The organism is Phyllobacterium sp. (assembly GCF_037994405.1).
GTDB lineage: Bacteria > Pseudomonadota > Alphaproteobacteria > Rhizobiales > Rhizobiaceae > Phyllobacterium.
Map to the genome: position 1 here is coordinate 52,327 of NZ_JBBNAN010000439.1, position 11,751 is coordinate 64,077.

The 11,751-nt window shown below is 55.8% G+C and carries 10 protein-coding genes and 1 tRNA gene; 8 read left to right on the forward strand and 3 right to left on the reverse strand.

The annotated features are described in order from the left end of the window. Positions 1 to 157: 157 nt before the first annotated feature. From AAAC48_RS23895 to AAAC48_RS23910, 4 genes are all read left to right on the forward strand, one after another. Positions 158 to 934, forward strand: a complete 777-nt coding sequence (locus AAAC48_RS23895; RefSeq protein ID WP_340656575.1) for an outer membrane protein — start codon at positions 158 to 160, stop codon at positions 932 to 934. Positions 935 to 1,131: 197 nt separating this feature from the next. Then, positions 1,132 to 2,307: a phosphoserine transaminase gene (locus tag AAAC48_RS23900; RefSeq protein ID WP_340656576.1), complete on the forward strand. Its 1,176-nt coding sequence runs from the start codon at positions 1,132 to 1,134 to the stop codon at positions 2,305 to 2,307. A gap of 76 nt (positions 2,308 to 2,383) precedes the next feature. Continuing rightward, on the forward strand, positions 2,384 to 3,979 hold the full coding sequence (serA, locus tag AAAC48_RS23905; RefSeq protein WP_340656577.1) for a phosphoglycerate dehydrogenase: 1,596 nt from the start codon (positions 2,384 to 2,386) through the stop codon (positions 3,977 to 3,979). Between the two features lie 31 nt (positions 3,980 to 4,010). Then, positions 4,011 to 4,526: a GNAT family N-acetyltransferase gene (locus tag AAAC48_RS23910; RefSeq protein ID WP_340656578.1), complete on the forward strand. Its 516-nt coding sequence runs from the start codon at positions 4,011 to 4,013 to the stop codon at positions 4,524 to 4,526. Here AAAC48_RS23910 and AAAC48_RS23915 read toward each other — a convergent pair. Beyond that, complete coding sequence (locus AAAC48_RS23915; RefSeq protein WP_340656579.1) at positions 4,504 to 5,415, reverse strand: DMT family transporter; 912 nt, start codon at positions 5,413 to 5,415, stop codon at positions 4,504 to 4,506. The genes AAAC48_RS23910 and AAAC48_RS23915 overlap by 23 nt on opposite strands. 192 nt (positions 5,416 to 5,607) lie before the next feature. Here AAAC48_RS23915 and AAAC48_RS23920 point away from each other — a divergent pair, with 192 nt between their 5' ends. After that, positions 5,608 to 6,903, forward strand: a complete 1,296-nt coding sequence (locus AAAC48_RS23920) for an adenylosuccinate synthase (protein WP_340656580.1) — start codon at positions 5,608 to 5,610, stop codon at positions 6,901 to 6,903. Positions 6,904 to 6,957: 54 nt separating this feature from the next. Beyond that, positions 6,958 to 8,559 carry a transcriptional regulator gene (locus AAAC48_RS23925; protein ID WP_340656581.1) on the forward strand — a complete coding sequence of 534 codons (1,602 nt, stop codon included), beginning with the start codon at positions 6,958 to 6,960 and terminating at the stop codon, positions 8,557 to 8,559. 56 nt (positions 8,560 to 8,615) lie between these two features. On the opposite strand, the gene rpoH is transcribed toward AAAC48_RS23925, so the two are convergent. Both rpoH and AAAC48_RS23935 read right to left on the reverse strand, forming a co-directional pair. Further along, on the reverse strand, positions 8,616 to 9,527 hold the full coding sequence (gene rpoH / locus AAAC48_RS23930; protein WP_340656582.1) for an RNA polymerase sigma factor RpoH: 912 nt from the start codon (positions 9,525 to 9,527) through the stop codon (positions 8,616 to 8,618). A gap of 248 nt (positions 9,528 to 9,775) precedes the next feature. Next, positions 9,776 to 10,780, reverse strand: coding sequence for an RluA family pseudouridine synthase (locus AAAC48_RS23935; protein ID WP_340656583.1), 1,005 nt, complete (start codon positions 10,778 to 10,780; stop codon positions 9,776 to 9,778). 54 nt (positions 10,781 to 10,834) lie between these two features. Between AAAC48_RS23935 and AAAC48_RS23940 the strand changes: the two genes are divergently transcribed. Both AAAC48_RS23940 and AAAC48_RS23945 read left to right on the forward strand, forming a co-directional pair. After that, positions 10,835 to 11,233 (forward strand): fimbrial protein, encoded by a 399-nt coding sequence (locus AAAC48_RS23940; RefSeq protein ID WP_340656584.1) that lies wholly within the window; start codon positions 10,835 to 10,837, stop codon positions 11,231 to 11,233. A 91-nt stretch (positions 11,234 to 11,324) separates the two neighbouring features. Beyond that, a tRNA-Glu gene (locus tag AAAC48_RS23945) sits at positions 11,325 to 11,399 on the forward strand. Positions 11,400 to 11,751: the final 352 nt, after the last annotated feature.

Below are 11,751 nucleotides of genomic sequence, written 5' to 3' on the forward strand. Positions count from 1 at the left end.
GCGCCGATTTTTACTGTTTCATATCCATTAACCTTAATGGATATGGTGAATAAACACGGTTAATTGCGATTTAACTTTTCCCCCTCATATTGGTCTCTACAACCTTTGGTGGCAGTCGCTGCGCTTCAATCATTTGGGCCTTGTGAGGGAAATGGAAATGAGCACTTTCAACAACTATGCTGCATTGAGCGCAGCGCTCGCGTGTCTGGGTGCAGCCCCGGCCCATTCAGCGGATATCCAGGAGGATCCCGTCGTCGAGGTTCAGCCCTTCAGCGGATGGTATCTGCGTGGCGATATTGGCATGAGCAATCAACAGTTTGACAAACTGGATTATGTCGGGTTTGCCGACCCGGTCATCCATGGCTGGCATGATGAGGGCGACTTTGATGCCGGCATCACCGGACAGATCGGCGTCGGCTATCAATTCAACGATTGGTTCCGGGCAGATGTTACAGCGCAATATCGCGGCAAGACCGAGTTCAGCGCGCTCGATTTCTATGACACCGACGGCGTCCCCGGCACCGGCGACGAAGCCACCAACGAATACCATGCCAAAAAATCTGAATGGTTATTCCTGGCCAATGCCTATGCCGACCTCGGAACCTTCAGCGGTATTACGCCCTATGTCGGTGCCGGTATCGGCGCCTCCCGCAATACGATCTCGAACTTCACTGACGACAACATCATAACCGGTGGCGGCGGGTTTGCCGGCAGCGCGTCGGAGTGGGAACTTGCCTGGGCCCTTCACGCCGGTGTTGGCATCAAGGCGACCGACCGCATGACCATCGATCTCGGCTACAGCTATGTCGATCTCGGCGATGGCAAGACCGATACTGCGTTCAATTACGATGGCGTCGGTACACGCAATGCACCATTCAAGTTCAAGGACATTACGTCGCATGACTTCAAGGTCGGTGTCCGATACGCGTTCTAATTGATTAGACACATAAATTCCAACGGCAGGAGCGTGCTCCTGCCGTTCTCGCCAGGCGGTCTGGCCGAATGTCGTCGTAAGATTTCCATGTCGCGCCCAAACATATTTCTTGACTGACAGCGACATTTCTCCTAGTTCCCGCAGTGGGCCACCTCTCCCCAACGAGAGGCGTGCTATCTGTAAGGATAGGAGAAAACATGACGACGCTTTTGAAGCCGGCGCAACGCCCGGCTAATCCCAATTTTTCATCAGGTCCCTGTGCAAAGCGTCCCGGATGGTCGCTCGATGCACTTTCCGATGCACCGCTTGGCCGCTCGCATCGTGCCAAGGTTGGCAAGGCGAAGCTGAAACAGGCGATCGATATTACTCGCGAGATTCTGCAGGTTCCGGCCGATTATCGTATCGGTATCGTTCCGGCTTCCGATACCGGCGCCGTCGAGATGGCCCTCTGGTCGCTGCTTGGCGAGCGTGGTGTCGACATGGTTGCCTGGGAAAGCTTTGGTGCCGGCTGGGTGACCGATGTCATCAAGCAACTGAAACTTCCCGACGCCCGCACATTTGAAGCGGGCTATGGCGAACTGCCGGATCTCTCCAAAGTCGATTTCGATCGTGATGTGGTTTTTACCTGGAACGGCACCACTTCGGGCGTGCGTGTGCCGAATGGCGATTTCATCCCGGCGACGCGCAAGGGTCTGACGATTTGCGACGCGACATCCGCTGCCTTCGCCCAGAGACTGGACTTCGACAAGCTCGATGTCGTGACATTTTCCTGGCAGAAAGTGCTTGGCGGCGAAGGCGCCCACGGCATGCTCATTCTCAGCCCAAGGGCAGTTGAACGGCTGTTGACCTACAAGCCAGCCTGGCCCCTTCCGAAGATTTTCCGCCTGACTTCAGGCGGCAAGCTGATTGAAGGGATTTTTGCCGGCGAGACCATCAACACACCATCGATGCTCTGCGTCGAGGATTATCTCGATGCCCTGAACTGGGCAAAATCGATCGGTGGTCTGGATGGGCTGGTCGGACGCGCGGACAAGAATTTTGCCGTTCTTGATGCCTTCGTCGAGCGCACTCCCTGGATTGCCAACCTCGCTGCGGTTCCGGCAACTCGGTCCAACACCTCTGTGTGCCTTACCATCGTTGATCCGGAAATCGCTGCTCTCGACACCAACGCACAGGCAGATTTCGCTAAAAACATCGTGGCTGCTCTCGAAAAGGAAGGCGTTGCCTTTGACATCGGCGCCTACCGCGATGCACCTTCGGGGCTACGCATCTGGGCAGGTGCGACAGTCGAAGCGTCCGATCTTGAAGCGTTGACGTTGTGGCTCGATTGGTCTTTCCAGACGCAAAAGGCCGCCTTGAAACAGGCCGCCTGACTTTGGGCGAACGTGGCCGCAACAGCGCGGCCACCCCTCATTCATATTCATTTCAGAATCAACGATGGAGGCCACGATGGCACCGCGCGTACTCGTATCTGACAAACTTTCTCCGACGGCCGTGCAGATCTTCAAGGATCACGGAGTGGAAGTCGACTATTTGCCAGAGCTTGGCAAAGACAAGGACAAGTTGCTTGAAGTGATCGGGCAGTATGACGGTCTCGCCATTCGTTCTGCCACAAAGGTCACCGAGAAGCTGATTGGTGCCGCCAAAAACCTCAAGGTCATTGGACGTGCCGGCATTGGCGTGGACAATGTCGACATACCTGCAGCGTCCCGCTGCGGTATCATCGTGATGAATACGCCTTTCGGTAACTCGATCACCACAGCCGAGCACGCGGTTGCGCTGATGTTCGCTGTCGCTCGCGAATTGCCTGAGGCCGATGCCTCGACGCGCGCTGGCAAGTGGGAGAAGAACCGCTTCATGGGCGTTGAAATCACCGGCAAGACGCTCGGCATCATCGGTTGCGGCAATATTGGCTCGATCGTCGCGACGCGTGGTGTCGGACTGAAAATGCACGTGATCGCGTTCGACCCATTCCTATCGGAGGGCCGCGCGGAAGAACTCGGCGTCGAGAAAGTGGAACTCGAGGAGCTTCTGACACGGGCGGATTTCATCAGCCTGCATACGCCAATGACTGACAAGACGCGAGGCATCATCAATGCGGATGCCATTGCCAAGATGAAGGACGGCGTCCGTATTATCAATTGTGCACGTGGCGGCCTGATTGTTGAAAAGGATCTGGTGGCAGCGCTGAAATCCGGCAAGGTCGCGGGAGCTGGTATCGACGTCTTTGAAGTCGAGCCTGCTACCGACAACGAGCTGTTTCACCTTCCCAACGTCGTCTGCACTCCGCATCTGGGTGCATCGACCAGCGAGGCGCAGGAAAATGTCGCCCTGCAAGTCGCCGAACAGATGTCGGACTATTTGATCAGGGGCGCAGTTTCAAACGCAATCAACATGCCGTCCATCACGGCAGAGGAAGCACCGCGCCTGAAGCCATTTGTCAAACTTGCCGAAGTGCTCGGTGCTTTCGTCGGTCAGGTTACGGAAGAGCCGATCCAGGAAGTGGAGGTACTGTTCGACGGCTCTACCGCGGCAATGAACACACGTGCCCTCGTCAGCGCCACTCTGGCTGGTCTGATCCGTCCGCAGGTTGCCGACGTCAACATGGTCTCCGCACCCATTATGGTGAAGGAGCGCGGCATCATTCTCTCCGAGGTCAGACGCGACAAGTCCGGCGTGTTTGATGGTTACATCAAGCTCACGGTGAAGACGGATTCACTGACACGCTCGATTGCTGGTACTTGCTTCTCCGATGGCAAGCCGCGTTTCATCCAGATCAAGGGCATCAATCTCGACGCTGAGGTCGGGCAGCATATGCTCTACACGACCAATAATGATACGCCGGGCATGATCGGCCTGCTTGGAACCATTTGCGGCAAGAACAACGTCAACATCGCGAATTTCTCCCTCGGACGCGACGCACCGGGCGGCAATGCGATTGCCATGCTTTATCTTGACGAGCGCATTCCCGACCATGTTCTCGAGGAATTGCGGGTCAATCGGGCGATTGTTTCGGCAAAACCGCTAGAATTTGACGTCGCTTGATCTCATAGGGGTCTAATTGTAGGGATTTCATATGATGACATCCCTACATAGTCCAACGCATTGGCGCCTGATGGGCGAAGACGATCTCGCTTCGGTCAGCGCCATTGCGAAGGACGTTCATCCGGATTTTCCCGAGGACGACGCTGTTTTTCTCAATCGTCTCGCACTGCATGCGAAGGGGGCATATGTCCTTGAAGTGGAAAATAGCGTTGTTGGCTATGCCATCACGCATCCATGGAAGAATTTTGACATTCCAGCTCTGAACACCGTGCTTGCGGCTTTGCCGCAGCAATCTGGCACCTATTACATCCATGATATTGCTCTGCTTGATACGGCGCGCGGTACTGGTGCTGCAGGCAGGATTGTTTCGATTTTGGCTCGCCATGCAATGGAATTGGGTTTTAAGACGCTGTCGCTTGTTGCGGTGAACGGGTCGTCCGGCTTTTGGCAGAAGCAGGGATTCGAGATCATAGAACAGCCGAACCTTGAGCCCAAACTGAAAACCTATTCGGATGATGCCTGTTTCATGCTGCGTCAGCTTGGCTAATGGCGACTTGTTTACGGCCGCTGAGTTCGGCAATCCAGATGCCGCCGAGAACGAGAATCAAGGCCACAGCATGATAGAGGCGGAACTCTTCGCCGAGTAATGCAACCGCAAGCAATGTACCGAAGATAGGTACGGCGTTGATGAACAAGCCGGCGCGATTGGCGCCGATATACTCAACGCCCTTGATAAACAGCACCTGTGCAGCGAGTGACGGCAAGATTGCCGTGTAAAGCACGACCATCGTTCCGGTCAAATCGGGTGGGTTCATCGCCCCGCTTTGCCATTCCCAGATCGTAAGGGGGATCGCTGTCAGGAACGCAAAGAAAGTCATGACGGTCATCAGGCTTTGCCAATGGATGGCCGGACGAAAGCGAAGTGCAACCGTATACCCGCTGTAGAGAAGCACGGCGAGAAGCATCAATGCATCGCCGAAATTCACTTTCAAAGTGGCGAGTTGTGCGAAGCTGCCGTGGCCTGCGGTCAAAGCCACTCCAACGATGGAAAGGCTGAAGCCCAAAATCTGCCCGGTCTTAACAGACATGCCGAAGAGCAGCAAATTGGCGACGAAAATGACCATCGGAATGCCTGCCTGCTCGATCGTGACATTGATTGCGGATGTGTAGTTGAGAGCGCTGTAAAGTGCCATGTTGAAGAACGTAAAGCCAAAGGCTCCCAGCGCTGCCAGCAACCTGAGATGTTTGCGCAGCACGTTCCAGTCACGCCGAACCTGGCTCGTGCCGATTGCGGCAATCAGCAGGAACGCTACGAGCCAGCGCAGCAGCGTCAGCAACATGGGAGAGATGTGCCCAACAGCAAATTTGCCTGCGACGGCGTTGCCGCCCCAGAAAAGCGCAGTTGTCAGAAGAAAGATATAGGCGGTGCGGTTCATGATTGGCAATCTTTCCGGCTGGCAAGCAAATGACCCTCACGATTGGGCGCGACAATAGGTTTATTCAGCAAATAAAGGCAAATTGGTTCGGTGATGGTCGAAAGAATTGTCGCGCTTTTATGAACCAGCCTGTATAGAAGCACCGCATTTGAGGAAAAATGCGCGACGAGGTTATGACTCGAGGAGTTTTGAATGGCAAATGTTGTTGTGATCGGTTCCCAGTGGGGTGATGAGGGCAAGGGAAAGATTGTCGATTGGCTTTCCGAACGGGCAGACATCATCGTTCGCTTTCAGGGCGGTCACAATGCGGGCCATACGCTTGTCGTTGATGGCGCAACCTACAAACTTTCGCTTCTGCCTTCGGGTGTGGTGCGTCAGGGCAAGCTCTCGATCATCGGCAACGGCGTCGTATTCGATCCGCATGCTTTCATCGCCGAAAAGAAGAAGCTCGAAGCGCAGGGCGTTGTCATTACACCCGATACGCTGAAAATTGCTGAAAATACCACGCTGATCCTGTCGATCCATGGTGAGCTTGACAGGTTGCGCGAGGAAAAGGCTGCTGCCGGGACCAAGATCGGCACAACGGGTCGTGGTATCGGTCCAGCCTATGAGGACAAGGTCGGCCGCCGCGCCATCCATGTCCTTGATCTTGCCGATCCGAACACGCTCCCGGCCAAAATTGAACGATTGCTTGCCCACCACAATCCCCTTCGCCGCGGTCTTGGTTTCAAGGAAGTGGATGGAGCAGCGCTTCTCGCAGAACTTAACGAAGCAGCTCCACACATCCTCCCGTTCATGGATCGGGTATGGTATGTGCTTGACCAGAAGAAGCGTGCCGGTGAACGTATTCTTTTTGAAGGTGCGCAAGGAACGCTGCTCGACATCGACCATGGTACTTACCCGTTCGTAACATCGTCGAACACGGTTGCTGGACAAGCCTCGGCTGGCTCGGGTATCGGCCCCGGATCTCTGCACTATGTTCTTGGCATCACCAAAGCCTATACGACCCGCGTCGGCGAAGGGCCTTTCCCGACAGAACAGCAGAACGAAGTTGGCCAGTTTCTTGGCGAGCGTGGTCATGAATTTGGAACGGTCACAGGACGCAAACGCCGCTGCGGCTGGTTTGATGCCGTGCTCGTGCGCCAGGCCGTTGCAAACAATGGTATCAGTGGTATCGCGCTAACCAAACTTGACGTGCTTGACGGTCTTGAGCAGATCAAGGTTTGCACGAGCTACGAATTGGACGGGGAGGTGATCGATTACCTTCCTGCAGGTCAGGGACAGCAGGCGCGGGTCAAACCTGTCTATGAGACGCTCGAAGGCTGGGAAGGAACGACAGCAGGCGCGCGAAGCTGGAGCGAACTGCCGGCACAGGCGGTCAAATATGTCCGTTACATCGAGGAGCTCATCGGCGCGCCGATCGCGTTACTGTCTACCAGCCCGGAACGCGATGATACGATACTTGTTACTGATCCGTTTCATGATTAGAGTCGCGAACACGTCTCGAGGTTAATCTCACAACAAAACCATAGGTTTGGGTGAATGGCAGATTTCGTTGCAGTATTGAGGAAGACGATTGACGGGCTCGCGGATCCGACGCCCGAGCTTCGTCAACGTGTGTATGCAAAGGCTCGCGCAACGATTGAGCAGAAGCTTGCGACGCTAAACGCGCCAGAGGCCGTGTCGACGCGGCAGAAAAAAGCGCTGGAAGATGCGATCAATCAGATCGAGTCTGAATTCAAGCCCACCGTTGAAGACGTGGTCCCTGTTCCGGAGCCGGTTCCTGTTGCTCCCCCAGCTCCGGCGCCCGCTCCAATTGTGAAATCGGCGTCACCCGCGGCGCCCACAAAGACGACCCCCGTTGCTGCACCACCCTTTACCAGAATAGGGTCGCAACCTGATGCGCTAGAGGATTTTCTGACCAGTCATAGCTCAAACGGCACGAAGCGGGTTGAGACCATCCATGACAGCATTCGTGCCGATGATACGGCCTCGAAGATGCCGGCAAATTTTCCGGATGACCGGAAGAAGGGTCGTGGCCCGGAGGAAGAAACCAATGACGACGATCTAGGCATAACGTCAGAGGATCGCAGGACGGGCGATTATGGCGTCTATACGCGTGGTCCGTTGAAACAGACAAAGCCAAAGCGGTCGCTGGTACCGCTGCTCAGTGCACTTGCTCTGCTCCTCGTCATCGCGGGCGCAGGGTATGCTGGGTGGACCTATAGGGACAAGATTTCTGCGCAGGCGGGTGCGGTCAAGACATGGCTCGCCAACCTGACGAGCAGCAAGCCGGAACCGGCCAAACCCACGGAAACTGCGAAAAACGAGCCGGCCAAGACACCGGCGCAACCAACTGTACAAGCGCCGGCGGCTACACCGTCAACAGCTGAGCCGAAGCCGGAGCCTAAGCTGACGCAACGGCTCTTGCCCGATGGCCAGGAAATCAATCCAGGGCCAGCCAATGATACGCCATCGCTCGGTGAGGGTACATCCGTGGCGTCCTCAACGCCCGATCAGCCCGCCAAACCCCCAGCAGCAACTGCGCAACAGCAGGCCGCGGGCCAGGCGCAGCAACCTGCTGCATTGCCGATTGGCCAAAAGGCCTTCTTCTATGAAGAACGTTCCGGGCAGGACGCCGGCACGGCGGATGCGGGCGGAGTTGTTTGGTCTGTGGTGCAGGAATCGCCGGGCAATGATCTGCCGCCGGAACCAGCTATCCGTGCGGAAGTTACTATCCCGGACCGGGGTATCAATCTGCGCATGATTATCCGTCGCAATGGCGACAAGACATTGCCCGCGAGTCATCTGGTTGAAATGATCTTTACCGTCCCGCAGGGATTTGCAGGCGGGTCAATCGACAATGTATCGCGCATGACGTTCAAGGATACGGAACAGGCGCCAGGTAGTCCGCTTGTCGCCATTCCTGCGAAAATTGCGGACAATTTCTTCATTGTCGCGATGAATGACGCGAAGACCGCAATTGATACCAATATGTCACTGATGCGACGCCAGTCCTGGATTGACATACCGATCGCTTATAAGACTGGGCGGCGGGCTCTGATCACACTTGAAAAGGGCTTGCCCGGCGAGAAGGCATTTGACGACGTGCTCAAGTCCTGGACCGCCAAGGCGGGCGGATAGCAGGCATAAAAAAGGCCGCATCGCGCGGCCTTTTCGTTTTCCGGTCATGGAATGTATCAGCGAACATCAGAACCCGTCGAGACCAGTGACTTCTGCTGCTTGACGGCGGCAGCCTTTACCGCGTCCTGCACCTTTTCGAATGCCCTGACCTCGATCTGGCGAACACGTTCACGGCTGATTCCGAACTCAGCCGAAAGATCTTCCAGCGTCACCGGGTCGTCGGCAAGGCGGCGAGCCTGGAAAATGCGGCGTTCGCGGTCGTTCAATGACGACATGGCACCGGAAAGCATTTCACGGCGGTTTTCCAGTTCGTCCTGCTCGATGAGCATTTCCTCAGCACTGTCGTGATCATCGACCAGCCAGTCCTGCCAATCGCCGCCTGCTTCACCATCCGAGGAACGGATTGGGGCGTTCAGCGATGCATCGCCCGACAGGCGGCGGTTCATCGAAATCACTTCGTCTTCGGACACACTGAGACGCGTTGCGATTTCCTTGACCTGCTCGGGGTTGAGATCGCCATCATCAAGCGCCTGAATCTTGCTCTTCACCTTACGCAGGTTGAAGAACAGGCGTTTCTGATTGGCAGTCGTTCCCATCTTCACAAGGCTCCACGAGCGCAGGACATATTCCTGGATCGATGCCTTGATCCACCACATGGCGTAGGTGGCAAGACGGAAGCCACGTTCCGGCTCAAACCGTTTGACGGCCTGCATAAGGCCGACATTGCCTTCAGAAATGACTTCGCCAATCGGCAAGCCATAACCGCGATAACCCATCGCGATCTTGGCGACGAGCCGCAAATGGCTGGTTACAAGCTTATGTGCCGCCTTAGGATCCGCGTGCTCAAGATACCGCTTGGCAAGCATGTACTCTTCCTGCGGTTCGAGCATGGGAAAGCGTCGGATTTCTTCGAGATAGCGGGTCAGTCCACCGTCACCGCCTAGAATACTTGGAAGATTTTGGGCCACGGAGCACCCCTCCTCATTTTGGAATTGGCCCCCATTATCGGCGAGCCCGCAACAACTGCCTGCCCAACAGATTGGCGCAGACAGATTGGTGCTATCAAGATATAGGTATCATTTTGTCAAAAACACGGTGCATTAAGCAAGGAAACATAGTGTCACATAAACGTGAACAATCGAGTCAGGATTTACGCGTCTGTTGTTAGAATGAGCCACGACGTGATTGGTTCCGCTCGGCCTTGCAATTATTTCGCCTAGAAACTGGTGCTGCGAAAAGCCTCGAGCAATTCTGCCATATCTTCTGGCATGGGTGCTTCGAAACGCAGGATATCTCCGGAAGACGGGTGCTCGAAGGCAAGAAGCCTTGCATGCAAGGCCTGCCGGTTGAAACCTTTGACAATGCTTTGCAGCGGTTCGTCGAGCTTGTTGGCCTTGGTTTTGTAGGCGCTGCCGTATTCCAGATCGCCAACGAGCGGATGGCCGATATGAGCCATATGAACGCGAATCTGGTGGGTTCGACCCGTCTCTAGCTCGCATTCGATGAGCGAGGCCAGAGCGGTCGCGTCTTCCTTGGCGCCGAATCTCTCCTGAACTTCGAAACGAGTTACCGCGTGCCGGGCGTCGTCGCGCTCGTCATGAACGACTGCCTGCTTCGTGCGGTCGCGATGAGAGCGGCCGAGCGGAGCATCGATTGTTCCGGTTTTACGATCGGGCGTGCCCCAGACGATGGCAAGGTACGCCCGCTCCAGTTCACCGGTGCGTCCGTGATCAGCAAACTGTGCACTGAGGTGGCGATGGGCAAGATCGTTCTTGGCCACAACCATGACGCCGCTGGTCTCCTTGTCGAGGCGATGTACGATGCCGGGGCGCTTGACCCCTCCAATACCTGACAGGGTGTCACCGCAATGATGGATCAGCGCATTGACGAGCGTGCCGGTCCAATTGCCGTTGCCAGGATGCACGACAAGACCGGCAGGCTTGTTTATGACGATCAGGTCCGAGTCCTCGTAAAGGATGTCAAGTGGGATCGCCTCGCCCTTGGGCGCTGCATCGTCGGGTTCAGGGATGGCGATCGTAATGCTGAGGCCTTCGCGCAGCTTGTGCTTGGTTTCCACAATGGTCTTGCCGTCAACGCTCACTTGGCCCTCCCCAATGAGCGCCTGAACGCGATTTCGCGACAGATCGGGGGCCAATTGGCTAGAAAGCCAGGCATCCAGCCGCTTGCCGGAAGCTTCCTTGTCGGTAATTAGCTCTTTCAAAGATCTCGTCCCTTCGCTACAGAGGCTTGATTCAAAACCTCGGAGATGCCCTGTATGGCCAATATCAATCCAGACCTGGATGGGGAAGAACAACCCCTTGATCCGGCTATGGAGCGGGTCCGCCGCAAGATGATACGGCTTCTGGCTGTTTCCATCGGCATCATGGTGATTGGTCTTATGGCGGTGCTCGCGGCCATTGTCTACAAGATTAACCAGCCAGTGCGTGAGGTGGCTACGCCAATCCGTTCGGAGATCCCAGGGCAGCCTCTTGGCGCTGCTTTGACAGGCGAGTCGATCACGCTTGATGCGGGCACACGAATCCTCTCGCACAATCTTTCGGACAATACGCTCTCGCTTGAAACACGGTTGGCGGACGGCACGCGGCAAATCCTTGTCTATGACGTCGCGACCAAACGTGTTGTCGCGCGGATATCGGAAGCCACGGGCAATTAGGTGAAGCGACGAGTACATTCAAGACGGCGGCAGCAAATCCCCATTGCGCTTTGCCGCTCGCTTGATTATACCCGCCTTATCTACCTGCTATGCGCCCATCGTCTAGCGGTCAGGACGGCGCCCTCTCACGGCGCAAACAGGGGTTCGATTCCCCTTGGGCGTACCAGTAAATTCAAACAGTTAGCGCTTCAGACCACAATCGGACCCGATAAGAGACCCGAAAAGCACTGTCGAATCGGGCCCATCCGATTGTCATTTGGATCTGCCTTTGGAGGTAACTGCCGAACGCCTACGTAGTTTACTACCAACGTCTATGCGCGAATCGCATGCAGGTCTCGGCCGTGGCGGAGGTTCGGATGCCCCACCGGAAGAAGCGCCAGAAAACGCCCCGCGAGGAACACACATTTCTCGCTATCCGCTTTGAACGTTACGAGGCGAGTGTCGAAGCTGCGGTCAATCACAATGTTTACGCGCCGCAACTCGCATGGAACTCAGATGAAGACCACCCTCTTTATGAG

Bases quoted from the DNA above. Each gene is read 5' to 3' on its own strand.
- AAAC48_RS23895 (WP_340656575.1), top strand. From the start codon at position 158: ATGAGCACTTTCAACAACTATGCTGCATTGAGCGCAGCGCTCGCGTGT.
- AAAC48_RS23900 (WP_340656576.1), top strand. From the start codon at position 1,132: ATGACGACGCTTTTGAAGCCGGCGCAACGCCCGGCTAATCCCAATTTT.
- serA (WP_340656577.1), top strand. From the start codon at position 2,384: ATGGCACCGCGCGTACTCGTATCTGACAAACTTTCTCCGACGGCCGTG.
- AAAC48_RS23910 (WP_340656578.1), top strand. From the start codon at position 4,011: ATGATGACATCCCTACATAGTCCAACGCATTGGCGCCTGATGGGCGAA.
- AAAC48_RS23915 (WP_340656579.1), bottom strand. From the start codon at position 5,415: ATGAACCGCACCGCCTATATCTTTCTTCTGACAACTGCGCTTTTCTGG.
- AAAC48_RS23920 (WP_340656580.1), top strand. From the start codon at position 5,608: ATGGCAAATGTTGTTGTGATCGGTTCCCAGTGGGGTGATGAGGGCAAG.
- AAAC48_RS23925 (WP_340656581.1), top strand. From the start codon at position 6,958: ATGGCAGATTTCGTTGCAGTATTGAGGAAGACGATTGACGGGCTCGCG.
- AAAC48_RS23940 (WP_340656584.1), top strand. From the start codon at position 10,835: ATGGCCAATATCAATCCAGACCTGGATGGGGAAGAACAACCCCTTGAT.